Consider the following 24,510-nt stretch of genomic DNA (forward strand, 5'->3'; position numbering starts at 1 on the left):
TCCTCCCGCATCGGACACTCGACCCACATGCGACGTATCATTATTTGATATAGTGGATCACTATCCAACATTAGTGAGGTGCGCCGATGGCCGTCAAGGGCAGTTCCACCGCTGCGCGTGTGCTGACCGTGTTCGAGGCGGTGGCAGCCCATGAACCGGTCGGCGTCGCCGACCTCTCCCGGATGCTGCAGATCGACAAGAGTGCCGTGCAGCGTGCGCTGGTGACGCTGGCGGAGCAGGGCTGGATCCAGACGCACGGAGAGCAGCTGACCCGATGGGAGACCACCCCGCGGATTCTCAGCATCGCCCACAGCTCCCGCGCGAAGGCCGACCTGCGCCAGACGATTCAGCTGGCGCTTGAACAACTGGCCGCGCAAACCGGCGAAACTGCGATGTTCAACGAACCGGACGGTCCGCAGCTGGTGGTGTCTCAGGTGGCGGAGAGTCGACAGCCACTGCGGATGGCGCCGCGCATCGGCGCCAATGTCCCCACCCGCGACAGCGCTACCGGCCGTATTCTTTTGCCATTCCTCACCTTTGAACGGCAGGTCGAACTGCTCGGCGAACCACCTGACGCCGAATTTCTGGCCCTGCTCGACGCGTGCCGGGACCGAGGCTACGCCGCCAGCAACGAAGTGAACGGGCCCTCCATGACCATCGCGGCACCGGTGTTCGACGTTGGCGGTCGTCCGATCGGCGCGATCGCAATCAGCGGGCCGGCCGAGCGCATGCCGCCCGCGAGCCACCCCCACTTGGCGGAATTGGTCTGCCAGACAGCAGATTTGGTGTCGCGCAACGTTCGCGCGTAATCGATTCCGTTCCTGAACTCGGTGCGCAATACGCGCGCGAGAAGGGCGTCGCGACGGCCGCCACGATCGTAGAGTTCGGCCAGTCGGTCACCGAACCCTGTCGCCGGTGAGGTCGGGCCGGGTCCGTTCGTGGCCCCGAGTCACCGGTACACGGGGTGGTCGGTATGGACCGCTGTCAGCTGGCCGGAATCAGATCGGCAGGCACCGAGCGGCTGACCATCGTGCCGCATCGGAATGCCTCGGTACTTCCGACCAGAGCGGCCTCGGGATCGTTGACCGCCGCCAGCGCCTGCGCCTTGAAAGCGCGTGCGGCAGCAGACAGTTCGTGACGTACGGGGTCAACGTGCAGGTCGGCCGGACACTCGTCGCCCCACAACGTCACTTCAGTGTGTCCCTGCTCCAACGCGCCGAGGACGCCGCGGCGCACACGCTCATCGGCGTTGAACAGATCGGCGGCCACTGCAACGGTCTGCGGGTGCGGGCGGTCCTCCCAGGACTCCAGGACCGACTCCAGGGAAATGGTCTCCACCCCGAGAATCGCCAGCGGACGGACATCCTCGTCGGCACCGATCAGCACCGTGACATCCCACCCTGCCATCACCCGATCGACCAGCCAGCCACCGGCGAACCGGACCGCGTCCACCACGCAGGGGGCGACCACATCAAGCCGATACCGCATGTCGTCCTCCAATCTCACTGGCCGGCCGCCCCGTTGCGGCCGCCCGGCTGCTCGATCTCCCGCCCCAGCATCTCTGCGTAGTCCTTGAACACGTCCGTCAACGGGAGCGAGGGATCGAGTAGCCATGAGGTCTCCATTCCATTGATGAATGCCAGGATTTCCACGGCCTTGGTGGCCGCGTCGAAGTCAGAGCGGTAACGGCCGTTGAGCTGGCCGCGGGTGATGATGTCCGTGACGATGTCGCGCGCAGCCTGCTGCCGTTTCAGCAAACGGTCGTGCAGTGGGGCGTCGGGCTGAATGTTCTCCACCAGCAGCACGGTGAAGGTGCCGACCAACTCGGGCGCCCGGACGAACCGCTCGGCCACCCGCTTGATCTCCTGAGCAAGGTCCCCGGAACGGTCCGCGTGCGTGTCGTCGTCGTGATCGCGCGCATCGAGTACGGCGTTGAGCAGTTGCTCCTTGGACTCGAAATGGTGCAGCAGACCAGCCGGTGTGACGCCGGCTTCCCGGGCGATCTGTGCCAGCGACGTGTTGCGCCACCCATTGCGGGCCAGCAGCTTCTCAGCCACGGAAAGTATCCGCTGCCTGCGGTCTTCCCCCTTGGCCAGGAGCGTCTCATAGGGCCTTGCGCCCTCAGACTGCCCCTGTAAACCAGAAACCGAAGCCACCGGACTCCTTCGTCGATCCAACCTAGTGAACACACAGTAGGTTGGTTCGACGGTCTGTGACAAGGGTCTCAGAGAAAGAACTTCCCGGCGGCCGTCACAACCGCCGGGTCTGCCCCCTCAGAGTCCCAACGACTTCGCGATGATCACCTTCATGACCTCGCTGGTCCCGGCGTAGATACGGGCCACCCGGGCGTCCGTGTAGAGCCGGGCGATGGGGTACTCCATCATGTAGCCGTACCCACCGAAGAGCTGCAGGCAACGATCGATGACTCGCGCCTGCATCTCGGTGCAGAACAATTTCACCCGGGCTGCATCGGCACCGGACAACTCTCCGTCGACATGCAGGGCCACCGCGCGGTCCAGCATCGCCTGGGCGGCTTCCACCTCGGTCGAACACGCCGCCAGCTCGAATTTGGTGTTCTGAAATGAGGCCACCGGCTGGCCGAACGCCTTGCGATCCTTGGTGTAGCCGATCGCCGCCGCAATCGCCGAGCGGGCCTGAGCCACCGAACCCACCGCCACGGTCAGGCGCTCCTGTGCCAGGTTGTGGCCGAGGTAGCTGAAGGCCTCACCCTCCTCCCCCAGCACGTTGGCCACGGGCACCCGGACGTCGGTGAACGACAGCTCCGCGGTGTCCTGCACCTTGCAGCCCATCTTCTCCAGCTCACGGCCCCGCTCAAACCCCGCCATGCCGTCTTCGACGACCAGCAGTGTCAGCCCCTTGCGGCGGTTCTCCGGGTCGGTGGACGTCCGCGCCACCACGACCACCAGGTCGGCCTGGATGCCGCCGGTGATGAACGTCTTGGCGCCGTTGAGCACGTACTCGTCACCGTCACGAACCGCTGTGGTGCGCATGCCGGCCAGGTCCGAACCGGTCCCGGGCTCGGTCATCGCGACCGCGGTCAGCAGCGTTCCCGCGGCCAGCCCGGGGAACCAGCGCTGCCGCTGCTCGTCGTTCGCATAGTGCAGGAAGTACGGCAGGATGACCTCGAGCTGCGTGCGTACCGTGGACAGCGTCACCAGCGCCCGGGCCGCCTCCTCCTGGAGAACGACGTTGTACCGGTAGTCGTCGATACCCGCGCCGCCGTACTCCTCGGGGATCGCCATACCGAGCATGCCGAGTTCACCCATGTGCTTGAACACGTCACGGGGCATGCGTCCGCCCTTCTCCCACTCGGGATAGGCGGGGACGACTTCCTTTTCGATGAAATCGCGGGCGAGCGCACGGAATGCCTCGTGGTCCTCGGTGAACAGATTGCGTTGCACTACTTCTCCCTGATATCAGTCGATGAGCTCGACCAGCGTGGCGTTGGCGGTACCGCCGCCCTCACACATGGTCTGCAACCCGTAACGAATCCCGTTGTCGCGCATGTGATTGATCATCCGGGTCATCAACACTGCCCCGGACGCGCCGAGCGGGTGCCCCAGCGCGATGGCGCCGCCGAGCGGGTTCAACTTGGCTTCGTCGGCTCCCGTGTCGGCCAACCAGGCCAGCGGCACCGGAGCGAAGGCCTCGTTCACCTCGAACACGCCCACCTCGTCGAGACGCACGCCGGCCTTGTGCAACACCTTCTCGGTGGCCGGGATGGGCCCGGTCAGCATCAACACCGGATCCGCTCCGGTCACCGCGCCCGCGCGGTACCGCGCAATGGGCGAAAGGCCCATGGCCACAGCCGCTTCAGCCGTCATCACCAGCAGCGCGGCGGCGCCGTCGGAGATCTGCGACGAGTTGCCGGCGTGAATCACCCCGTCCTCGGCGAAGGCAGGCTTGAGGCCGGCCAGTTTCTCCACCGTTGTGCCGCGACGCACGCCCTCGTCGGCGACCACCGGGTCCACCTGGTCGGCCGGATCCGGGAAAACCGTGATCATCTGGTTCTCGAAGGCACCGCGGTCCTGGGCGGCCGCGGCCCGCTCGTGGGAGGCCACCGAGTACTCGTCCAGCTGGGTTCGGCTGAAACCCCACTTCTGCGCGATCATTTCGGCGGAGATGCCCTGGTTGAACGCAAAACCCTTATACCGGTCAAGCGCTTTCGGTCCGTACGGCATGCCGGTCGAGCGGGCCGCCCCCAGTGGGACCTTGCTCATCACCTCCACCCCACCGGCGACGACGACATCCTGCTGGCCCGACATCACGGCCTGGACCGCGAAATCCAGTGCCTGCTGGCTGGACCCGCAGGCACGGTTGACCGTGGTGCCCGGGATGTGTTCGGGCCATCCCGCGGCCAGCACCGAGTACCGGCCGATGTTGCTGGACTGATCGCCGACCTGCGAGACGCAACCCCAGACCACGTCGTCGATGATGTCGGGGCTGATACCCGCCCGCTCCACCAGTGCGTTGAGCACCAGCGCTGACAGGTCGGCGGCGTGGAACCCGGAAAGGCCGCCGTTGCGCTTGCCGACCGGAGTGCGGACTGCTTCGACGATGACAGTTTCGCGCATAGGTTTCTCCGCTTCTGTTGATTAGGACTGCCGGTAGGCGGGACCGATCGCGCCCTGCTCACGCAGCGCGGCGATCTGCTCGGCGCTCACGCCGATCCCGCCCAGGATGGCATCGGTGTGCTCGCCGAGGCCCGGCACCGCGCCCATACCCATTTCCATGCCGCTGATCACCGGTGGCGGCAGCAGCGCGGAGATCTCCCCGTTGGGAGTGCCGACCTGACGCCACCGGTCCCGCGCCTTCAGGTGTGGATGGTCGATGACCTCACTGGGCAGGTTGTAGCGCGAGTTGCCGATCCCGGCCTCGTCCGCAGTCTGTTGAATATCAACGAGATCATGCTGGGCACACCATGATTCGATCGCCTTGTTCAGCTCGTCCCGGTGAGCACAGCGATCGGAATTCGTGGCGAAACGCGGGTCGTCGGCGAGATCGGGGCGTTCGATGATCTCGCGGGCCAACCGCTGCCATTCCCGGTCGTTGGTGGTCCCCAGCACCACCGTCTGCCCGTCGCGGGTATCGAAGGCCCCGTAGGGCGCCACCGCCGGCGAACTCATCCCCAGCGGAATCTGGTCGATCCCCGAGTGCTGGGTGTAGGCCAGCTGGTAACCCATGATGTCGGTCATCGTGTCGAACAGGCTGACCGCGACGGCCGGCGCCGCACCGGTGTCGCCGTTACGGGCCCGGCCGAGCAGCAGCGCCATGATGGACAGCGCCGAATACAGGCCGGTGGTGATATCAGCAACCGCCGCACCGGGTTTGGCAGGCATCCCGGCATATCCCGTCGACGCGCATGATCCGGACTCGGCCTGCACCAGCAAGTCGTAGGCGCGCTTGTGCGACAGTGGCCCGCCTGGGCCGTAGCCGTCGATCTCGACCGGGATCACCTGTGGGTGCCGCACCTTGAGGTCCTCGGGCCCGAGTCCCAGGCGCGCGGTGGCACCGGGCGCGAGATTGGACACGAACGCGTCGGCACCATCGAGCAACCGGTGCAGCATTTCCATCCCCTCCGGGGACTTCAGGTTGAGCGTGACCGATTCCTTACCTCGGTTCGCCCAGACGAAGTGGGCCGCCTGACCCAGCACGACATCGTCGTAGTCCCGGGCGAAGTCGCCCCCCTTGGGGTTCTCGATCTTGATCACCCGGGCGCCGAAGTCGGCGAGCACCCGGGTGCACATGGGCGCCGAGACCGCCTGTTCCATGGCGATGACGGTGATACCGGTCAGCGGAAGGTGGGAACCGTCCGTCGTCGAGGGTTCGCTCGTAAACTCGCTCACAACGTCACATAACCATGCCGCCATCGACGGGCAATACCTGCCCGGTGATGTACGACGCGGCATCGGAGGCCATGAAGACGAACGCGCCGGCGATCTCGTCGGCCTCGGCCCACCGTTTGAGCGGGATGCGGTTCATCATGTTGGCCGCGAACTTCTCGTTGGTACGGATGGTTTCCGTCATCGGTGTGGCGGCCAGTGGCGCCAGGGCGTTGACCATGATGTTCTTGGTCGCCAGCTCACGTGCCAGGGATTTGGTGATGCCGATCAGGCCGGCCTTGGCCGCCGAGTAGTTCACCTGACCCAAGGTGCCGGTGATCCCGGCGGCCGAGGTGACGTTGATGATGCGCCCGGTGCCGTCGGTCGGGATGTGCGGCAACGCGGCCTGCGTGACATGGAAGGTGCCCATCACGTGGATGTCGAATGTGAGCCGAAACGTCTCGTCGGTCAGTTTGGGGAACATCGCCGGCGCGGTCACGCCGGCATTGTTGACGACGATGTGCAGGTTGCCCTCGGCGAGTGCGGCAGCCTGGGCGGCGGCAGCCACCGCGGCGTCGCGGTCACTGACGTCCAGCGCGGCACTATCGGCCTTGCCACCCGCGCCATTGATGCGCTCCGCGACCTTGGCGGCCGCCTCACCGCTGATATCGGTCACCAGTACGGACGCACCGGCAGCGGCCAGCGCTTCCGAGACTGCGGCGCCGATCCCGGCACCGGCCCCGGTGACCAGTGCCGAACGTCCGGTCAGGTCGAAATAGGTCCTCATTGAATTGAATATCTCCTCAGTAGCTCTTGGGCAGGCCGAGAACGTTGGCGGCAAGGAAGTTCAGGATCATCTCCTGGCTCACCGGTGCGATCTTCATCAGTCGGGACTCCCGGAAGAATCGGGAGATGTTGTATTCCTCGGAGTAACCCATCCCGCCGTGGGTCTGCAGCGCGCGGTCCGCCGCGCCGAATCCGGCATCGGCGCACAAGTACTTGGCCATGTTGGCCTCCCGACCGCACGGCTTGCCGCTGTCGTAGAGCCAGGTGGCCTTGCGCAGGATGAGCTCGGCGGCATCGAGGCGGGCCAGCGAGTCTGCCAGCGGGAACTGGATGCCCTGGTTCATGCCGATCGGCCGGTCGAATACCACCCGTTCGTTGGCGTACTTGACCGCACGGTCCAACGCCACCCGACCGATGCCCAGCGCCTCGGCGGCGATCAGCATCCGCTCCGGGTTGAGGCCGTGCAGGATGTACTTGAAGCCCTTGCCCTCCTCGCCGATCAAGTGCTCGGCCGGCACCCGCAGATCGTCGATGAACAATTCGTTGGAGCTCACCGCGTTTCGTCCCATCTTGTTGATGGGACGAATCTCGACGCGTTCGCGGTCGAGATCGGTCAGGAACAGCGAGAGTCCGTCGGTCGGCTTTCCTCCGCGCTTCTCGACGTCCTCGCGGGACTCGGTGCGCGTGAGCAGCAGAATCTTCTCGGACTCGAGAGCTTTGGAGATCCACACCTTACGGCCGTTGACCACATAACTGTCGCCGTCTTTCTTGGCGAACGTGGTGATGCGCGAAGTATCCAGGCCCGCACCGGGTTCGGTGACTCCGAAGCACACATGCAGATCACCGTTGACGATGCGCGGCAGCGTCTCCTTCTTCATTTCCTCAGAGCCGTACACCACCACCGGCTGCATGCCGAATATGGACATGTGGATCGCGCTGGCCGCGTTCATGGCGCCCCCGGACCGGGCCACCTCCTCGGCCAGGATGGTGGCTTCGGTGATTCCCAGCCCGTGGCCGCCGTACTCCTCGGGGATCGTCATCCCGAGCCAGCCCCCGCCGGCGACGGCGTCGTAGAACTCCTGAGGGAACTCGTGGGCCTGGTCCTTGGTCATCCAATAGTGATCGTCGAACTTGCCCGCCAGCTCCGCAACGGATTTGCGGATCAGCTGCTGGTCCTCGGTCAGTTCGAAATTCATACCGCCCGACACTGTGTGCTCTCCTAGCTGTTCTGGTGGATCAGTCCTGTGCGCCGGCAACAACTTTGGCGTTGGCCTGAAAATCGGCGAAGCTGACTTTGTCACCACTTCGCTCATGGCTCAGGGCGCGGATCTCCACATCATGACCTTCGGCCTGCTTACGCAGCGCACCGACGGTCGCCTGCTCCTTGGGGAAGTGCACGAACGGATCGAAGTGGTACAGCCGCATGGCGTTCTCGTGAGTCATCTTGTTGATCTCGTCGTCGGGAACGTCGTAGGTGTCGAACACCGCGCTCAATTCCTCGGGGGCGCCCGGCCACATCGAGTCACTGTGCGGGTAGTCCATCTCCCAGCAGATGTTGTCCACGCCGATCTCGTGGCGGTTCTTCACCCCGACGGGGTCGGAGATGAAGCAGGTCATGAAGTGCTCGCGGAACACCTCTGAGGGCAGCTTGTCACCGAAGTCCTGGTGCGTCCACGTCGAGTGCATTTCATAGGTGCGGTCCACCCGGTCCAAGAAGTACGGAATCCAGCCCGTGCCACCCTCGGACAACGCGATCTTGAGGTCCGGGTAGGCCTTGATCGGCGCCGACCACAACAGGTCCGCGGCGGCCTGCACGATATTCATCGGCTGCAACGTGATCATCACGTCCATCGGCGCATCCGGGGCGGTGATCGCGAGCTTGCCCGACGACCCGATATGCACGTTCATCACGGTGTCGGTGTCGACGAGGGCCTCCCACAACGGCTTCCAGTACTCCAGGTCGTGGAAGGACGGGTAGCCCAGCGTCGACGGGTTCTCGGTGAAGGTCAGCGAGTGCACGCCCTTCTTCGATACCCGCCGGATCTCGGCGGCACACAGCTGTGGATCCCAGATCGCGGGAATCGCCATCGGAATGAAGCGCCCCGGGTTGGACCCACACCACTCGTCGATGTGCCAGTCGTTGTAGGCCTGGACCAACGCCAGCGAGAACTCGGCATCCTCGGTGGCGAACAACCGCGCGGCGAAACCCGGGAATGACGGGAAGTTCATCGTCGCCAGCACGCCGCCGGCATTCATGTCCTTGACCCGCTCGTTCGGGTCATAACACCCCTTGCGGATCTCATCCAGCCCCTGAGGCTCAAGGCCGTACTCCTCCTTGGGCCGCCCCGCCACGGCGTTGAGCGCCACATTCGGGATCACGGTGTCACGGAACTGCCAGGTGTCGCTGCCGTCCGGGTTGTGCACCAGACGAGGCGCCTCATCTCGGTACTTGGCCGGCAGATGGTTCTTGAACATGTTGGGCGGTTCGATGATGTGGTCATCGACGCTGATCAGGATCATGTCGTCTTTGTTCACTGCCTCGCTCCGTTCACCCGCGGTCACATTGATTCTCTATGAGAGGAAACTAGCTTCTCATCTGGAGAGAATCAATGTCTGACGGGGCTGACAAGGAGATTTGGCCAGGTCGCGGCACAACCTGAGGCGTTCTTGTTGACCATCGGCACAAAAGGTGGAAACCTGTTAGTCGGAAATGAGAACCTGATTCTCGTCACCGAGAGTCACTGACGGGTCAATCGAGAGGAGAACCACCCCGTGCGCTTGGCCCCCTTGCCCGCCGAGGAGTGGGATGACGACGTGCGACGAGCACTGTCGGTCATGCTTCCGGAAGAGCGGCTGAATCCTGAGGGAGCGGGCACCGCACTGTCGACACTGGCCCGCCATCCGGCGCTGACCAAGGCTTTCCTGCGGTTCAGCAATCACCTGCTGTTCCGCTCGACCCTGGAACCGCAGATGCGTGAATTGGCCATCCTGCGGATCGCCCACCGTAAGCAATGCGAGTACGAATGGACGCACCACGCCTTCATCGGTAAGGCCGAGGGGCTCACCGATGAACAGATCGCCAGCTCCACGAGCGGCCAAGGCTCCACTCCCCTGGATCAACTCGTGCTCGACTCTGTCGACGAACTCGACGGCCAGTCCGAGATATCGGACGTCACCTGGGCTGCACTGAGCGAGCACCTCTCCGAACGTCAGCGCATGGACCTGGTTTTCACAATCGGCGGTTATGGCGTGATGGCCATGGCCTACAACACCTTTGGAATCGCGCCGGAATCCGGCCACTAACCTGAAAGAAAGAGGAGACAATGGCGCACTTCCCGAAGCCGGCTGTCGGTAGCTGGACCGAGAACTGGCCCGAATTGGGCACCGCCCCGGTCGATTACACCGATTCGATCGATCCCGAGCACTGGAAACTGGAGCAGCAAGCCATCTTCCGCAAGACCTGGCTGCACGTAGGGCGTGTCGAACGGCTGCCCAAGGCCGGTAGCTACTTCACGCGTGAAATGCCGTCGGTGGGTACGGGCACGTCCATCATCATCAACAAGGACAAGGAAGGCGTGATCCATGCCTTCTACAATCTGTGCCGGCATCGCGGCAACAAGCTGGTCTGGAACGACTACCCGGGCGAGGAAGTCTCGGGCAGCTGCCGTCAGTTCACCTGCAAGTACCACGCGTGGCGCTATGACCTGAAGGGTGATCTGACCTTCATCCAGCAGGAGCAGGAGTTCTTCGACGTCGACAAGGCGGACTACCCGCTCAAGCCGGTCCGCTGCGAGGTGTGGGAAGGCTTCATCTTCGTCAACTTCGACGATGACGCCAAGCCGCTGGTCGAGTCGATGGGCGATTTCGGGAAGGGTCTCGAGGGCTACCCGTTCCACGAGATGACCGAGGTCTACAGCTACAAGTCCGAGATCAAGGCGAACTGGAAGCTGTTCATCGACGCGTTCATCGAGTTCTATCACGCGCCGATCCTGCACATGAAGCAGGCGACCAAGGAGGAAGCCGAGAAGCTCGCCAAGGTCGGCTTCGAGGCGCTGCACTACGACATCAAGGGCGATCACTCGATGATCTCCTCCTGGGGTGGCATGTCCCCGCCCAAGGACCTCAACATGGTCAAGCCCATCGAGCGGATCCTGCACAGCGGTCTGTTCGGCCCTTGGGACCGCCCCGATATCAAGGGCATCCTGCCCGACGAGCTCCCGCCGGCCGTCAACCCGGCGCGCCAGCCCACCTGGGGCCAGGACTCCTTCGAGTTCTTCCCCAACTTCACTCTGCTGCTGTGGGTTCCGGGCTGGTACCTCACCTACAACTACTGGCCGACAGGCGTGGACAGCCACGTCTTCGAGGCCAACCTGTACTTCGTACCGCCGAAGAACACCCGTCAGCGCCTGAGCCAGGAGCTGGCCGCGGTGACCTTCAAGGAGTACGCGCTGCAGGACGCCAACACTCTGGAGGCCACCCAGACCCAGATCGGGACCCGGGCGGTCACCGAGTTCCCGCTGTGTGACCAGGAGGTCCTGCTGCGCCACCTGCACCACACCGCGCACAAGTACGTTGACGAGTACAAAGCAGCCCAAGCCGAGAAGGCCGCCGCCAAGACCAACGGGAGCGTTGCCCATGTCTGAGACCAAAGAAGCCCTGCTGCCGGCCGAATTCGCCGACCTCGAGCGCTTCAGCGATTGGATCCTGGCCACCGAGCCGGAGCGCTACGCCAAGCGGCTGGCCTCGACCATGGAGGAGATGCAAGATCTCTACGACGTCGGCCTGGCTCGGCTCGAGGAGGTCATGGTCTACCTGGACGCCCGTTTCCCGTTGCACGACATGCCCGATGACGCCAAGCGGCTCATGCATCTGATGCAGTCGGTCGTGATGGTGAGTTTCCCGGTGGAGGCCTGGAAGCAACCGCGCGTGCTCGACAGCGGTGCGGCCTGGGTCGAGATCACCCGGGAGCCGGTGGTCTGAGGATGCTGACCCTCAAGGCTGCGGGTCTGCTCGACGTCGATGCCGGGGCGATCATCCGCCCCGGCATTGTCCGTGTCGACGGTGACCGAATCGTTGGTGTCGGAGGCGAGATTCCGACCGGCTCCGAGGTGATCGATCTGGGTGACTCGATCCTGCTGCCCGGCCTGATGGACATGGAAGTCAATCTGCTGATGGGCGGCCGGGGCGAGAACCCGGGCCTTTCCCAGGTGCAGGACGATCCTCCGACGCGCGTGCTGCGCGCGGTGGGCAACGCTCGCCGCACCCTGCGCGCCGGATTCACCACGGTGCGCAACCTCGGATTGTTCGTCAAGACCGGCGGATACCTGCTCGACGTCGCCCTCGGCAAGGCTATTGACGCCGGCTGGATCGACGGTCCGCGCATCATCCCCGCCGGCCACGCCATCACCCCCACCGGCGGGCACCTGGATCCGACGATGTTCGCGGCGTTCATGCCGGGCGCCCTCGAGCTGACGGTCGAGGAAGGCATCGCCAACGGCGTCGACGAAATCCGTAAGGCGGTGCGCTACCAGATCAAGCACGGCGCCCAGCTGATCAAGGTGTGCGTGTCCGGCGGGGTCATGTCCCTCACCGGCGAGGCCGGCGCACAGCACTATTCCGACGAAGAGCTCCGGGCCATCGTCGACGAGGCGCACCGTCGCGGGTTGCGGGTCGCCGCCCACACCCACGGCGCCGAAGCCGTCAAGCATGCCGTGGACTGCGGCATCGACTGCATCGAACACGGATTCCTGATGGATGACGAGGCGATCCAGATGCTGGTCGACAACGACCGCTTCCTGGTCACCACCCGCCGACTGGCCCAGGCCATGGACGTGTCGAAAGCCCCGAAGGTGCTGCAGGACAAAGCTGCCGAGATGTTCCCGAAAGCCGAGACCTCCATCAAGGCGGCATACGAGGCCGGGGTGAAGATCGCCGTCGGCACCGATGCGCCCGCCATCCCGCACGGCAAGAACGCCGACGAGCTCGTCACGCTGGTCGAGTGGGGCATGCCGCCTGCCGCGGTACTGCGCGCCGCGACCGTGGTGGCCGCCGACTTGATCAACGTCACCGACCGCGGCCGGCTGGCCGAGGGACTACTGGCCGACATCATCGCCGTACCGGGCAATCCACTCGAAGACATCACCGTTACACAGCGTGTGGATTTTGTAATGAAAGGCGGTAAGGTCTTCCGCAATGAGCACATCAACTGATTCCCCAACGCGGACCGAGGATCTGATCGAGATCCAGCAGGTGCTCGCCAAATACGCGGTGACCATCACCCAGGGCGACATCGACGGACTCATCAGTGTTTTCACCCCCGACGGCACCTACAGCGCATTCGGCGAGACCTACACGCTGAATCGCTTCCCGGTCCTGGTCGACGCCGCCCCCAAAGGCCTGTTCATGACCGGTACCGCGCTGATCGACCTGGTGGAAGGTGCCGATACAGCTTCGGGAACCCAGCCGCTGTGCTTCATCGAGCACTCCAAGCACGACATGCGGATCGGCTACTACCGCGACACCTACGTCCGGACCGCCGAGGGCTGGCGGCTGAAGACGCGTGCGATGACCTTCATCCGGCGCAACGGCGATCACGACCACGGCCGCCCGCACGCGATCGGCAGGCCGGAAGCGGGATGAGCGAGCGTAGCGCAGATCTGAAATGCGGGATCCGAGCATGGGAGGCAACCGCATGACCGACCTGTTCGAACCGGCGAGATTCCGTACGGCGCTGCAGGATTGGCTCGCCGAAAATGATCTGACACCGCCGGATGACGATTCGCTGGAAAGTCACATGCGCCAGTACGCCCGGGTGCAGAAGGCGCTGTACGACGGCGGCTGGAGCCGTTACGGCTGGCCCGAACACGCCGGCGGTCTGGGAGGACCGGCGATGCTGCGTGCGATCGTCGGCGAGGAGGTAGTGGGGCGCCGACTGGCCGAACCCGGTCCCTACTCGATGCTCGAAGTGCTGACGCCGACGATGATCGACTATGCGCCCGAGGAACTGGCGGCCGAGATGGTGCCGAAACTCCTGTCCGGCGAAGAGCAGTGGTGCCAGGGGTTCTCCGAACCCGGCTCGGGCAGTGACCTGGCGTCGCTGACCACCCGCGCCGTCCAGCGCGAGGACGGCAAGTGGGTCATCAACGGCCAGAAGGTCTGGACCAGCTTCGCCCAGTACTCCCGCCGCTGCATCCTGCTGACCCGTACCGGCGACGCGGACACACCCAACCACCGTGCGATCACGGCCTTCTTCGTCGATACGGACGCCCCCGGCATCACCGTGCGACCGTTGCGCACCATGCACGATGTCGATGAGTTCTGTGAGGTGTACTTCGACGATGTCGAGGTCGACCCGAGCCGGATGCTGGGCAAGCCCGGCGACGGCTGGCAGCTGGCGATGGACCTTCTGCCCTACGAACGTTCGACCTGCTTCTGGCAGCGCATCGCCTACCTGTACTCACGGTTCGACGCGTTGGTGGAAGCGGTGAAACGGCAAGGGCAGGTGGTGGATCCGGACCTCGGCGAGGTCTATCTGGCCCTGCACACGCTGCGGTGCCGGTCGGCGGCAACCCAGCACCGGCTGGCCCTGGGCCACAAGCTCGGACCGGACACCTCGATCGACAAGGTCTTGTTGGCCGGTGCCGAGCAACTGCTCTACGATGCCGCCCGTAATCTGCTGCCCGGCGTGATCGAGCTCGAAGATTCCGAATGGCGCACGGAGTACCTGTATTCGCGGGCCTCGACGATCTATGGCGGCACTGCCGAAGTGCAGCGCAACATCATCGCGCGCCGACTGCTCGACCTCGGGAAGGAGTGATCTGGTGACCGAATTGGATACCGAATCACTGGGCCTGCTTGAAGACGCCCTCCGCAAGACCATGCTGTCGGTCTCGGGCGCCGAGTTGGACGCCGCCCTGGCCGAGCTCGGTTGGGCCGAGATGTTGTCGGACATGCCTGAGGTCGCCATGCCGCTGGTGTTCCGGCTGCTGGGCGAAACAGGTTCGCACGCCTCAATTCTCAACGATGTACTGCTGGAGACCATCGGCGGCCTGCCCGGCGGTACCCCGCCGATGCCCTATGCCGGTGGCACCTGGGTGGTATGGGAGCGTGCGGACGGCCAAGCCGGCAGCGCCTCGACAATGGGCGGCCTGCCGCTGCGCCCAGTACCCGACGGCCAGCTGCTCCGCATATCAGAGGCCCGCCGCGCGCTGGGCTGGTGGCTGGTGGGCTCCGCCCGTGCAATGCTCGCGCTGGCGCGACAGCACGCACTGGACCGGGTCCAGTTCGGCAAGCCGATCGCATCTTTCCAGGCGGTGCGGCACCGACTGGCCGAGACGCTGGTGGCCATCGAGGGTGCCGAGGCGACGCTGAGCCTGCCCGGCGCCGACAACGTCGACCTGAATTCGCTGCTGGCCAAGGCCGCCGCAGGCAAGGCCGCTCTGACCGCGGCCAAGCACTGCCAACAGGTGCTCGGCGGGATCGGTTTCACCGAGGAACACGAGCTGCACAACCACGTGAAGCGGGTCCTGGTGCTCGACGGATTACTGGGCAGTTCAAGAGAACTCACCCGCAAAGCCGGCGCCGGGCTGCGCGCCCGCGGGACCGTGCCGCGTCTGGCGCAGCTCTAGATCTCCTCGCCGAGCAGACGTAAACCTGCCCTTTTCGCGCGAATAGGGGCAGGTTTACTGGGGGCCCCACCCGCTTGCGGGGGACTGCTCGCGCCTAAGGGGTGACCGGTTCGGCGAAGACCGTGGCCGTCGAGCGGCCACGCAGCACGGTCGAGCCACGCACCACCCAGTGTTCGCCCTCGTCCGCGTCGGCGTGGGCCAGGGCACTGCCCGAACACAACACAGTCGACTCGCGGTCCTTGGCGTGGTCGGCCAGCCGCGCCGCTTCGTTGACCGCGTCACCGATCACCGTGTACTCGTAGCGATTCTCGGCGCCGATGTTCCCCGCGAACACCGAGCCGCACGAAATGCCCACGCCGAACTCCACATCCGGTAGATCGTGGAGCCTCGGCACCAGCGCTCGCGCGGTGGCCAGCGCCGAGGACGCCGGATTGTCCAGCCGCAGCGGTGCACCGAACACGGCAAGCACGGCGTCGCCCTCGAACTTGTTGATCAGGCCGTGATGGCGCTCGACTGTGTCCACCACGATCTTGAAGAACCCGTTGAGCAGCTGCGCCACCTCCTGCGGCGGACGCGAGGCACCCAGCGCGGTCGAGCCGACCAGATCGACGTAGAGGACGGCAGCCTCTCGGACGTCGCCGCTGACCGCCGCACCACCCTGCTCCAGCGCATGACGGGCCACGTCGACTCCGACGTACCGACCGAACAGATCACGCAACCGATTCCGCTCGGCCAAGCCGGCCAACATCCGGTTGAATCCGTACTGGAGTCGGCCTATCTCCGACGATTCGTACACCTTGATCGAGACACCGGACCAGCCTCGTTCCACGGCCTTCATGGCCAGCACGACCTCCCCGATCGGATCGGAGACAGATCGCGCCACCAGAACCATCGATCGAAGGCCGAAGACCAGCGAGACGATGGCCAGCACGAGCACCGCGGCTTCGACCGGCGCCGTCTTCTGCACGAACCAACCGTTGGAACGGGCCAACACGATCAAGGCGATCCCCACCATGGGCAGCCCGCTGAACAGGGTCCAGATCGTGATGAGCCGGGCCAGGACGCCGGGCATGCGGACCATCGTGGAGGAAGAGGCGGTCAGCGAAGCCGCGACGATCGGCCGCAACATGCGTTGGGTCACCAGGAATCCCATGCAGGCGGCCGCGATGCCGCCGAAGAGGATCGCACCGCCCATCACGTAGGCGACGCCTCCCCCGGCGTCGAGGTTCAGCAGGGTGTAGACAAGCGCGCTCACCGCCCACGTGGTGAACTGGATGATGGTCTGACGCGGCGCGATGCGCATGGCGGCGCGCTGCTGCTGCGGAGTCGGATCCTCCCCGGCTGCAAACCATTTGAACGTCGGATGGACGTTGACCCAACCGACGACGGTATCGACGATCGCGGCCGCGACCATCAGCGAGATCAGCGCGACGAGATTCGCCTGGGTCAGCAACTCACGCGCATCGCCCACGGTGTTGCGGCTCAGAGCCAGCACGACGAGCGTCACGGCGGCCGCCGCGGTGGTCTGCGCGTAGATCTGCCTGGCCGCGTAACTCACGCTGAGCCGGATCGCCCCCATCTTCAGAGGCCCAGGCCTACTTGATGTTCTGCTTCATTCCGTCGATATCCATCAGTACCGGCCATCCGCTGACGCTAAGCGCATTGCCGTGCCCAGTCTGGTGAATATCGAACACAGATTGGATGGCCGCGTAGAACCCCTGTACGTCGAGGGTCTGGTTGACTGCGCGCTTGGCCTGACGCAAGGCAAATGCCGGCATCTGAGCGATCTGCGCGGCCAGTTCCGCGGCCTGGGCGTCGAGTTCTGCGCGCGGCACCACCCGGTTCACCATGCCGGTGCGCTCCGCCTCCTCCGCCGTGAGCGCCCGGCCGGTGAACAGGATTTCCTTGGCCTTGCGGGCGCCGAGCTCCCAGGTGTGACCGTGGTATTCGACGCCGCCGATACCCATCAGCGCCACCGGGTCAGAGAACAGCGCGTCATCGGCGGCCAGGATCAGATCGCACGGCCAGCAGAGCAGCAGGCCGCCAGAGATGCAGCGCCCCTGCACTGCGGCGATCGATGGCTTGGGCACATTGCGCCACCGCAGCGTGTATTCCAGGTATCGCCGCGACTCGTGCTCGATGAGGAACTCCAGCGTGATCTTGTCGGGCACCGGGCCTCCGCCACGCAGGTCATGGCCTGCGGAGAAGTGCTTGCCGTTGGCCCGCAGCACGATCACCTTCACCTCGCGGTCGTCCGCGGCCCTGGTCCAGGCGGCGTCGAGCTCGTCGAGAAGTTCGGGGTTCTGCGCGTTGGCGGCTTCCGGCCGGTTCAGCGTGATCGTGGCGATCGAATCGGCGACGTCGTAGTCGATGTACACGTGTTTCCTTCTGCTTGCCGCTGCCAGCCGACAGCCGTCTTCGCGATGCGGCAACCGCCGGCAGAAAGCGCCCCGGTGGCGCCAATTTTGATGCGAAACCCTTCTTCTCAAAGGACTTCTATAATTCCCTTCATGAGAATACTATTCTCGCAGTACGAAAGTTACAATCTCCGACACGTTGACCGCGAGGGGGTCTGGCACCACGATGGCAAGGCGTTCTCCGGTACAGTCTGTTCATGTTCTCCCCACTCGACAAGCGTCGGAGCGGCCAGTGACCACTGCTGGCGAAGAGCCCGCTTGGAAGCAACGAGCGGTCGAACGGTCGATCAAAACCGCCAAACTGCGCGCCGCGCAGCGCGTGCAACGCTTCCTGGACGCCGCCCAGGCGATCATCATCGAAAAGGGCAGCACCGACTTCACGGTCCAGGAGGTCGTCGACCGCTCCCGCCAGTCGTTGCGGAGCTTTTACCTGCAATTCGACGGTAAGCACGAGCTTCTGCTGGCGCTGTTCGAGGACGCGCTGAGCCGCTCGGCCGAGCAGATCCGTGCGGCCACCTCCACCCAGGGCGAGCCGATCGAGCGACTCAAAGTCGCCATTCAGCTGCTCTTCGAATCTTCCAGGCCGGATCCTGCCGCCAGGCGTCCGCTGTTCACGGACTTCGCACCCCGGCTGTTGGTGTCGCACCCGTCCGAGGTGAAGGTCGCCCACGCTCCACTGTTGGCCCTGCTCACCGAGCTCATGGAGGAAGCCTCCGAGGCCGGTCAGCTGCGCTCGGGGATCAACCCGCGGCGGATGGCGGCGATGACCATGCAGACGGTGATGTTCGTCGCGCAATCGAGCGGCGGTGCCGACGAAGCATCGATGCGCCCGATCAGCGCCGACGAGGTCTGGGATTTCTGCGCGAACGGATTCGCCGCCAGCTAGTTGAGAACTTTGTTCTCGTAGAGACAGAATTCTCCTTGCATCCACGCGTGTGTCCGATCTCCGGACTCACCGATACCGCGTCGCGCAACGGGCAACCGGCACCATCGGAACCCAGCCGTCGCGCTCGATCATCGAGCATCACACCCCGCAACTGACCGCTGTTCACGTCTCTAGCGCCGACCAGGTCGGCGCTGTGCCGGCTCACTGTGCAGCCTTGGAGACCACCGGATGACGCCACCGGTGGATGGCCGATGCGCCCCCGGCATCCACTCGACGTGGATCTGCCGCTGATCGCCGTCGCCATGGTGAGCCTGAGAAGTCAATTCTCCTAAGCGAAGAGTACAAATTGCCTGAAACGTATCTGTCGTTGACATGACGGGCGACGCGGTGACAGAGTTGCTGAGCAGGTGCACAGTATTTCACCGAACCATGTGGCAGACACGAAAAACAGAACTGGGGTAATCAATGACTGGACGGGTGGAAGGCAAGGTCGCGTTCGTCACCGGCGCGGCCCGCGGCCAGGGGCGTAGCCACGCGGTACGGCTGGCGCAGGAGGGCGCCGACATCATCGCGATCGACATCTGTGGACCGATCCGACCCGGCGTGGAGACCGCCATCCCGGCCTCCACCACCGACGACCTGGCCGAGACCGCGAATCTCATCAAGGGACTCAACCGCCGTGTCGTCACCGCCGAGGTCGACGTCCGCGACGCCGATGCGATCAAGGCCGCCGTGGACAGCGGTGTCGAGCAGCTCGGTCGCCTCGACATCATCGTGGCCAACGCCGGTATCGGCAACGGCGGCGACGTCCTGCACGAGACCAGCGAGTTGGACTGGGACGAGATGATCGACATCAACTTGTCAGGCGTCTGGAAGTCGGTCAAAGCCGGTGTGCCGCACCTGATCAAGGGCGGCAACGGCGGATCGATCATCCTGACCAGCTCGGTCGGCGGACTCAAGGCCTACCCGCATTGCGGTAACTACGTTGCCGCCAAGCACGGCGTAGTCGGCCTGATGCGCGGGTTCGCCGTGGAGCTTGGTCAGCACAATATCCGTTGCAACAGCGTGCATCCCACGCATGTCGCAACTCCGATGCTCCACAATGACGGCACATTCAAGATGTTCCGGCCCGACCTGGAGAACCCGGGTCCCGACGACATGGCGCCGATCTGCCAGCTGTTCCACACGCTGCCCATCCCGTGGGTCGAGGCCGTGGACATCAGCAACGCCGTGCTGTTCCTGGCCTCCGACGAGGCCCGCTACGTCACCGGTGTGACGCTGCCGGTCGACGCGGGAAGCTGCCTCAAGTAGGTCCGGAGCCTGCGCCCGGACCGAGTGTTGCCGCACCGGTCTGCGGGTGGCGGTACCAGCCACCCGCAGCCCGAGTGCCACCGTCGACGTGAAGCGTCTGTCCGGTGACGTAGCCGGACAGGCCGGACGCCAGAAAGACTGCCGCCCCCGCGATTTCGTCGACGTGCCCGGCCCGGCCCAGCGGGATGGCATCAGCGATACCCGGCGGCGGCCCGTCTGGCGAGAGAGCCATGAGTCCCTCGGTGAGGGTGAGATCGGGTGCGATCGCGTTGACCCGGATGTTGTGCGGCGCAAGCTCGAACGACGCGGTCTGCGTGTAGTTGATGACGCCGGCCTTCGCTGCCGCGTACGCGGCATAGCCGGGGGCCGCACGCACTCCCTCGATCGACGTGAGATTGATGATGCTGCCGGGCAATTCGTCGGCCACCAGCCGACGTGCCACCCGCTGTGTGCACAACAGCACATGGCGCAGATTGCTCTTGTAGAGCGCATCCCAACCGTTCTCGCTGGTCTCCAGCAGCGACGAGGCGAAGACACCGCCGGCGTTGTTGACCAGTATGCGGACCGGCCCCAACTCGGCGGCGGTCCGCGCCAGCGCGGCATCCACCTGCTCGCCATCGCGCACGTCGGTGACAACCCCCAGTGCACCGATCGACGCCGCGGCATCAGCACAGCTCTCCTGGTTGCGTTCCCAGATCGCCACCGAGGCCCCGAACGCTGCCAGGCCGGCGGCAATACCCCGGCCGATACCGGAGCCGCCGCCGGTGACGACAGCCACCTGTCCGGTGAGCAGAATGTCAGAAGGATTGATAGCCATGGTCATTGACGTTAGCGGTGCGACGGATCGGGACGCTAGATGCAACGTTGGGTAACCGGGGACAATACCGGGCTGCGATTTCCGGCCGATCCGGACACCCTGCGCGAAACCGGCCCCGGCTTCCTGACCGCAGCACTGCATGCTTTCAACGTTCTCCCAAAAGGCGACCGGGTCAGCGCGATCACCCGCTTCGAGGACTGCTCTGGAGGAAGTACCGGGCGCAAGGCCCTACTGGATGTGTGTTACGCGGATCCGGCCAACGGACTACCCACCGAACTCTTCGTGAAGTTCTCCCGCGACTTCGACAGCCCGCGGCGCGATCGGGGCAAATCGCAAATGGAGCTCGAGGTGGCATTCGGAGCGCTGACGGCCGAAACCAAGCTGCCCATCGTGGTGCCGCTGTGTCTATTCGCCGACTACCACCAAGCCTCGTGCACCGGGATGCTGTTGACCGAGCGGATCTCATTCGGTAAGGCCGGCATTGAACCGCACTACGACAAATGCCTCGACTACCGGATGCCCGATCCCCTCGGCCACTACCGGGTTCTGCTGACATCGGTCGCCCGGTTGGCCGGCGCCCACCAAGCCGGGGTCCTTCCCGATACCACTGCCCACCGATTCCTTTACGATGCGGCCAAAGTGACGGTCGGCAGCCGGGTGCGCCACTCCCCCTCCGAACTCACCGAGCAGGTTCACCGGCTGGTCGCATTCGCCATGAGGTACCCGGCGTTGCTGCCGCCGGCAGTCGGACAGCCAGAGTTCACGGCCCGAATGCTCGCCGACGTGGCCCGGATCGCCGCGGCCGAGGACGCCATCATGTCCTGGCTGCACTCCACTGACGACCAGGTCGCGTTGTGCCACTGGAACGCCAACGTCGACAACGCCTGGTTCTGGGCCGAACCGGACGGGATGTCGGGATGCGGGCTGATGGACTGGGGTTGCGTGAGCGTGATGAATGTCGCGATGGCCCTGTGGGGTTCACTCTGTAGCGCCGAGACCGAACTCTGGGACCAGCACCTCGATGCGCTCCTGAATCATTTCGCCGCCGAGTTCATGTCCGCTGGAGGGCCGGAACTCGACCTCGTCAGGCTACGCACTCAGCTCATGCTGTACGCCGCGGTGATGGGTGTGGCCTGGTTACTCGACGCGCCCGCCCACCTTGAGCCGGCACTGCCCGAAGAACAAATTGACCGCTTCGACCCGCGGATTGCCGACAACGAGCCGGTTCGGGCGCAGCTGCTGATGCTGAGCAACGTCCTGCATCTATGGAACACAGAAGATTTCGGAGCGTTGATCGACGGGTTCCAGCGGGGTTGAGCCTGCCTCAGCGAGCCGCCTTGCGGCGTCCGCCCACCCCCGGTTCGGTCCCGATCACGCCATCGGCGGCCAGTGCGGCGATCTCGTCGTCGGACAGCCCCAGCTCGGACAGTAGTTCGTGATTGTGCTCGCCGAGCAGCGGCGCGGCCCGCCGATGCAACGCCCGTGGGCCGTTGGCCAACGAGACTGGCAGGGTGCTGTGCGGCGCGGCGTTGTTGACCGGATGCCCGACGTGTTCGAAGAACTGCCGGAACCGCAGCTGCGGCAGCTCGAGCTGACGATGCGGCTGCATCACCTTGGCCACCGGCACACCGGCCGGCCACAAGGTTTCGACGATCTCGTCGCCGCTTCGGGGTAGACACCAGGCGGCCAGCTTCTCATCGACCAGATCGTGGTGGGCCCGGCGCCCAGCAGCGGAATCCAGTCCCGGGACCATGGCCCAATCCGGCTGCCCGATCGCGGTACGCAATGCCGTCCACTGGGCATCGGTACTGACTGCGATGGCGACCCAACTGTCGGCGCGGCCGAACTCATCGATATCAGCGCTCTGGTAGATGTTCTGCGGCGCCGCGGCCGGCCCGCGATTGCCGTCTCGCTGCAGCAGAGCACCGTACGCCGAGTACTCGATGACCTGCTCGGCAGCGATGTTGAGCGCGGCGTCGACCATCGCGGCCTCCACCAGCACCGCCTCTCCTGTGCGGCGGCGGTGCTCGAGTGCGAACATCAGTGCCGACAGCGCGTGCACCCCGGCATTGGGATCGCCGATCGAATACGGTTCGAACGGAGTGCGATCCGGGTAACCGGTGAGCCAGCTCAGCCCCGAGGCGTCTTCGATGATGTACGCGAATGCCGGGTTGTCCCGCCACGGCCCATCGAGCCCGAAACCGGGCATGCGCACCATGATGATGTCCTCGCGCAACTGCCGCAGCGAATCGAAATCGAGGCCGATCTGTTCGATCACCCTCGGGGTGAAATTCTCCACCACCACGTCACAGGTGGCGATCAGCCGGCGCAACAGATCCCGGCCCTGCTCCGTCTGGAAATCCAGCGTGAGGCCCTTCTTGTTGGTGTTGAGCGCACTGAAGATCGGTGAGCGCTCCCACCACTGCTCCACGGTGGCCGGGATACCCGCGATCAACCGAGTGCCGTCCGGGCGCGGGGTCGACTCCAGATGGATCACCTCGGCGCCCAGCATGCCGAGCGGATGGGTACACGAGGGTCCGGCCCAGAACGTGGTCATGTCGAGCACCCGTAACCCGCTGAACGGCAACCGATCGCCTCTCGGCTCACCGGCCGGGACTTCGCGCGGACTCAGCTCGGCCGCCCGGATCTCCCCGGTGTGCTCGCCGAGCCGGGGAGCCGGCGCCGCCTCCCGCAGCGACACACCGGACAGCCGGTACGCCGCGGCGGGCTGGGTGAACCCGTGCTGTGGATTGCGGACAAACGCCTTCCGCTCCACGAAATGGTCCATGGCGGTGATGTTTTCACCGTTGCCGACCGGTGAGTTCGGGATCCGGAAGGCCGCTGCCAGGTCGCGGAGTTCTTCGGCCTGCTGCTCACGCACCCACGCAAAAAGCTCCTCCGCATGCAGATTGGCTTGTTCGGTGATGGTGAGTTCGGAGTTCTCGTCGATCCACTCGTCGTGGCCCGACATCGCGCACAGGTCCCACCACTGCTGGGCGGTACCGCATCCGAGCGCCACCAGGCCGTCGGCCGCCTCGGCAACCCCGGGAACAGTGGGCCTGCGCTCGCTGCGCCACGGGCGGCCCAGCATTTCGAAGTAGGTAACCGGGTAATAGGTCAGGCCCAGGATCTGCGCCTCCAACGCCGACAGGTCCACCAGCTCGCCGTGGCCGTCGCGCAGCGCACGTGCCCGGAACGCCAGGGTCATCGCTGCCGCGTAGGCACCGGCCAACCACTCGCCCACTTGGCCCCCGATGGACACGGGTGCCCGGTCCTGCACACCACGGCCGATTCCGATCGCCCCGCCCGACCATGCCTGAAGCGTGAACTCCGTGGCGGGCCGGCCGCTCCACGGACCGTCCAACCCGAACGGCGTGATCGTGGTGACGATCAGATGTGGGTAGCGCCGAAATACGTCTTCGGGCGCAACCGACTGCGCAACGACTGATTCCGGCGACCAGATCACCGCATCAGCTGCGGCCACCAACCGGTCGAGCAGCTCTCGGTCACCGGAGGCCTCCTGGTCAACGATCACACTGCGTTTACCACCGGCCAGGTAGCCGAACAACGCGCCGTCCTCGTCCGGGCCGATATGCGCGCCCGACGCCGACCAGCGACGCAGCGGGTCACCCCCGGGCGCTTCGACTTTGATCACATCCGCGCCGCCGTCGGCGAGAATCTTGGTGGCGTACGCCCCAGCGATCCCGCTGGACAGGTCGATGACGGTGTAGCCGTCAAGTGGTGGTGGTGTCATATCCGCTCTCTCGCCGAAACCGCATTCCAGCAGGCCGACACTCGGACTTTCTCTGCTGGAATGCCGTTT

Annotated in this window: 23 protein-coding genes; 11 read left to right on the plus strand and 12 right to left on the minus strand. The window is 65.0% G+C overall.

The window, feature by feature from the left end; genetic code table 11:
- Positions 1 to 86 precede the first annotated feature (86 nt).
- Positions 87 to 809 (plus strand): IclR family transcriptional regulator, encoded by a 723-nt coding sequence (locus ACZY08_RS25430; protein ID WP_463747378.1) that lies wholly within the window; start codon positions 87 to 89, stop codon positions 807 to 809.
- A gap of 175 nt (positions 810 to 984) precedes the next feature.
- On the opposite strand, the gene ACZY08_RS25435 is transcribed toward ACZY08_RS25430, so the two are convergent.
- From ACZY08_RS25435 to ACZY08_RS25470, 8 genes are all read right to left on the minus strand, one after another.
- The gene (locus ACZY08_RS25435) at positions 985 to 1,488 is read right to left on the minus strand and encodes a hypothetical protein (RefSeq protein ID WP_463747379.1); all 504 of its coding nucleotides are present in this window, start codon (positions 1,486 to 1,488) and stop codon (positions 985 to 987) included.
- A gap of 14 nt (positions 1,489 to 1,502) precedes the next feature.
- Positions 1,503 to 2,156, minus strand: a complete 654-nt coding sequence (locus tag ACZY08_RS25440; RefSeq protein ID WP_463747380.1) for a TetR/AcrR family transcriptional regulator — start codon at positions 2,154 to 2,156, stop codon at positions 1,503 to 1,505.
- 117 nt (positions 2,157 to 2,273) lie between these two features.
- Entirely contained in the window at positions 2,274 to 3,422 is a 1,149-nt protein-coding gene (locus ACZY08_RS25445) for an acyl-CoA dehydrogenase family protein (protein ID WP_463747381.1), read from the minus strand.
- 15 nt (positions 3,423 to 3,437) lie between these two features.
- Entirely contained in the window at positions 3,438 to 4,595 is a 1,158-nt protein-coding gene (locus tag ACZY08_RS25450; protein WP_463747382.1) for a thiolase family protein, read from the minus strand.
- Between the two features lie 21 nt (positions 4,596 to 4,616).
- Entirely contained in the window at positions 4,617 to 5,867 is a 1,251-nt protein-coding gene (locus tag ACZY08_RS25455) for a CaiB/BaiF CoA transferase family protein (RefSeq protein ID WP_463747383.1), read from the minus strand.
- A gap of 4 nt (positions 5,868 to 5,871) precedes the next feature.
- Positions 5,872 to 6,630, minus strand: coding sequence for an SDR family NAD(P)-dependent oxidoreductase (locus tag ACZY08_RS25460; protein ID WP_463747384.1), 759 nt, complete (start codon positions 6,628 to 6,630; stop codon positions 5,872 to 5,874).
- Between the two features lie 16 nt (positions 6,631 to 6,646).
- Positions 6,647 to 7,825, minus strand: a complete 1,179-nt coding sequence (locus tag ACZY08_RS25465) for an acyl-CoA dehydrogenase family protein (protein ID WP_463747385.1) — start codon at positions 7,823 to 7,825, stop codon at positions 6,647 to 6,649.
- Between the two features lie 40 nt (positions 7,826 to 7,865).
- On the minus strand, positions 7,866 to 9,164 hold the full coding sequence (locus ACZY08_RS25470) for an amidohydrolase family protein (RefSeq protein ID WP_463747386.1): 1,299 nt from the start codon (positions 9,162 to 9,164) through the stop codon (positions 7,866 to 7,868).
- 237 nt (positions 9,165 to 9,401) lie between these two features.
- On the opposite strand from ACZY08_RS25470, the gene ACZY08_RS25475 reads away from it, so the two are divergent.
- The 7 genes from ACZY08_RS25475 (at position 9,402) to ACZY08_RS25505 (ending at position 15,256) form a co-directional block, all read left to right on the plus strand.
- Positions 9,402 to 9,932 (plus strand): carboxymuconolactone decarboxylase family protein, encoded by a 531-nt coding sequence (locus tag ACZY08_RS25475; protein WP_463747387.1) that lies wholly within the window; start codon positions 9,402 to 9,404, stop codon positions 9,930 to 9,932.
- Positions 9,933 to 9,952: 20 nt separating this feature from the next.
- Entirely contained in the window at positions 9,953 to 11,272 is a 1,320-nt protein-coding gene (locus ACZY08_RS25480; protein ID WP_463747388.1) for an aromatic ring-hydroxylating oxygenase subunit alpha, read from the plus strand.
- Positions 11,265 to 11,609, plus strand: a complete 345-nt coding sequence (locus tag ACZY08_RS25485) for a hypothetical protein (protein WP_463747389.1) — start codon at positions 11,265 to 11,267, stop codon at positions 11,607 to 11,609. The genes ACZY08_RS25480 and ACZY08_RS25485 overlap by 8 nt, the downstream gene beginning before the upstream one ends.
- A gap of 2 nt (positions 11,610 to 11,611) precedes the next feature.
- Positions 11,612 to 12,838, plus strand: coding sequence for a metal-dependent hydrolase family protein (locus ACZY08_RS25490; protein WP_463747390.1), 1,227 nt, complete (start codon positions 11,612 to 11,614; stop codon positions 12,836 to 12,838).
- Positions 12,822 to 13,268, plus strand: a complete 447-nt coding sequence (locus ACZY08_RS25495; RefSeq protein WP_463747391.1) for a nuclear transport factor 2 family protein — start codon at positions 12,822 to 12,824, stop codon at positions 13,266 to 13,268. Before ACZY08_RS25490 ends, ACZY08_RS25495 begins: the two co-directional genes overlap by 17 nt.
- 52 nt (positions 13,269 to 13,320) lie before the next feature.
- Positions 13,321 to 14,445 (plus strand): acyl-CoA dehydrogenase family protein, encoded by a 1,125-nt coding sequence (locus tag ACZY08_RS25500; RefSeq protein WP_463747392.1) that lies wholly within the window; start codon positions 13,321 to 13,323, stop codon positions 14,443 to 14,445.
- Positions 14,446 to 14,506: 61 nt separating this feature from the next.
- On the plus strand, positions 14,507 to 15,256 hold the full coding sequence (locus tag ACZY08_RS25505; protein WP_463747509.1) for an acyl-CoA dehydrogenase family protein: 750 nt from the start codon (positions 14,507 to 14,509) through the stop codon (positions 15,254 to 15,256).
- Positions 15,257 to 15,350: 94 nt separating this feature from the next.
- Here ACZY08_RS25505 and ACZY08_RS25510 read toward each other — a convergent pair whose 3' ends face one another.
- Entirely contained in the window at positions 15,351 to 16,835 is a 1,485-nt protein-coding gene (locus tag ACZY08_RS25510; protein ID WP_463747393.1) for an adenylate/guanylate cyclase domain-containing protein, read from the minus strand.
- 16 nt (positions 16,836 to 16,851) lie between these two features.
- Positions 16,852 to 17,634 carry an enoyl-CoA hydratase gene (locus tag ACZY08_RS25515; RefSeq protein ID WP_166905631.1) on the minus strand — a complete coding sequence of 261 codons (783 nt, stop codon included), beginning with the start codon at positions 17,632 to 17,634 and terminating at the stop codon, positions 16,852 to 16,854.
- A gap of 205 nt (positions 17,635 to 17,839) precedes the next feature.
- Between ACZY08_RS25515 and ACZY08_RS25520 the strand changes: the two genes are divergently transcribed.
- Positions 17,840 to 18,559: a TetR/AcrR family transcriptional regulator gene (locus ACZY08_RS25520; RefSeq protein WP_463747394.1), complete on the plus strand. Its 720-nt coding sequence runs from the start codon at positions 17,840 to 17,842 to the stop codon at positions 18,557 to 18,559.
- A 465-nt stretch (positions 18,560 to 19,024) separates the two neighbouring features.
- Positions 19,025 to 19,870: a mycofactocin-coupled SDR family oxidoreductase gene (locus ACZY08_RS25525; protein ID WP_463747395.1), complete on the plus strand. Its 846-nt coding sequence runs from the start codon at positions 19,025 to 19,027 to the stop codon at positions 19,868 to 19,870.
- On the opposite strand, the gene ACZY08_RS25530 is transcribed toward ACZY08_RS25525, so the two are convergent.
- On the minus strand, positions 19,863 to 20,687 hold the full coding sequence (locus ACZY08_RS25530) for an SDR family NAD(P)-dependent oxidoreductase (RefSeq protein ID WP_463747396.1): 825 nt from the start codon (positions 20,685 to 20,687) through the stop codon (positions 19,863 to 19,865). The genes ACZY08_RS25525 and ACZY08_RS25530 overlap by 8 nt on opposite strands.
- 39 nt (positions 20,688 to 20,726) lie before the next feature.
- Between ACZY08_RS25530 and ACZY08_RS25535 the strand changes: the two genes are divergently transcribed.
- Complete coding sequence (locus ACZY08_RS25535; RefSeq protein ID WP_463747397.1) at positions 20,727 to 22,004, plus strand: hypothetical protein; 1,278 nt, start codon at positions 20,727 to 20,729, stop codon at positions 22,002 to 22,004.
- Positions 22,005 to 22,011: 7 nt separating this feature from the next.
- Here ACZY08_RS25535 and ACZY08_RS25540 read toward each other — a convergent pair whose 3' ends face one another.
- On the minus strand, positions 22,012 to 24,441 hold the full coding sequence (locus ACZY08_RS25540) for a CaiB/BaiF CoA transferase family protein (RefSeq protein ID WP_463747398.1): 2,430 nt from the start codon (positions 24,439 to 24,441) through the stop codon (positions 22,012 to 22,014).
- Positions 24,442 to 24,510: the final 69 nt, after the last annotated feature.

The sequence above is a fragment of the Mycobacterium sp. IDUB_9 genome (assembly GCF_055419505.1).

Excerpts from the sequence above, each read along its gene's own strand:
- ACZY08_RS25430 (WP_463747378.1), top strand. The coding sequence starts at position 87 with ATGGCCGTCAAGGGCAGTTCCACCGCTGCGCGTGTGCTGACCGTGTTC.
- ACZY08_RS25435 (WP_463747379.1), bottom strand. The coding sequence starts at position 1,488 with ATGCGGTATCGGCTTGATGTGGTCGCCCCCTGCGTGGTGGACGCGGTC.
- ACZY08_RS25450 (WP_463747382.1), bottom strand. The coding sequence starts at position 4,595 with ATGCGCGAAACTGTCATCGTCGAAGCAGTCCGCACTCCGGTCGGCAAG.
- ACZY08_RS25460 (WP_463747384.1), bottom strand. The coding sequence starts at position 6,630 with ATGAGGACCTATTTCGACCTGACCGGACGTTCGGCACTGGTCACCGGG.
- ACZY08_RS25465 (WP_463747385.1), bottom strand. The coding sequence starts at position 7,825 with ATGAATTTCGAACTGACCGAGGACCAGCAGCTGATCCGCAAATCCGTT.
- ACZY08_RS25480 (WP_463747388.1), top strand. The coding sequence starts at position 9,953 with ATGGCGCACTTCCCGAAGCCGGCTGTCGGTAGCTGGACCGAGAACTGG.
- ACZY08_RS25485 (WP_463747389.1), top strand. The coding sequence starts at position 11,265 with ATGTCTGAGACCAAAGAAGCCCTGCTGCCGGCCGAATTCGCCGACCTC.
- ACZY08_RS25490 (WP_463747390.1), top strand. The coding sequence starts at position 11,612 with ATGCTGACCCTCAAGGCTGCGGGTCTGCTCGACGTCGATGCCGGGGCG.
- ACZY08_RS25495 (WP_463747391.1), top strand. The coding sequence starts at position 12,822 with ATGAGCACATCAACTGATTCCCCAACGCGGACCGAGGATCTGATCGAG.
- ACZY08_RS25500 (WP_463747392.1), top strand. The coding sequence starts at position 13,321 with ATGACCGACCTGTTCGAACCGGCGAGATTCCGTACGGCGCTGCAGGAT.
- ACZY08_RS25505 (WP_463747509.1), top strand. The coding sequence starts at position 14,507 with ATGCTGTCGGTCTCGGGCGCCGAGTTGGACGCCGCCCTGGCCGAGCTC.
- ACZY08_RS25510 (WP_463747393.1), bottom strand. The coding sequence starts at position 16,835 with ATGGGGGCGATCCGGCTCAGCGTGAGTTACGCGGCCAGGCAGATCTAC.
- ACZY08_RS25520 (WP_463747394.1), top strand. The coding sequence starts at position 17,840 with ATGGCAAGGCGTTCTCCGGTACAGTCTGTTCATGTTCTCCCCACTCGA.
- ACZY08_RS25525 (WP_463747395.1), top strand. The coding sequence starts at position 19,025 with ATGACTGGACGGGTGGAAGGCAAGGTCGCGTTCGTCACCGGCGCGGCC.
- ACZY08_RS25530 (WP_463747396.1), bottom strand. The coding sequence starts at position 20,687 with ATGGCTATCAATCCTTCTGACATTCTGCTCACCGGACAGGTGGCTGTC.
- ACZY08_RS25535 (WP_463747397.1), top strand. The coding sequence starts at position 20,727 with ATGCAACGTTGGGTAACCGGGGACAATACCGGGCTGCGATTTCCGGCC.
- ACZY08_RS25540 (WP_463747398.1), bottom strand. The coding sequence starts at position 24,441 with ATGACACCACCACCACTTGACGGCTACACCGTCATCGACCTGTCCAGC.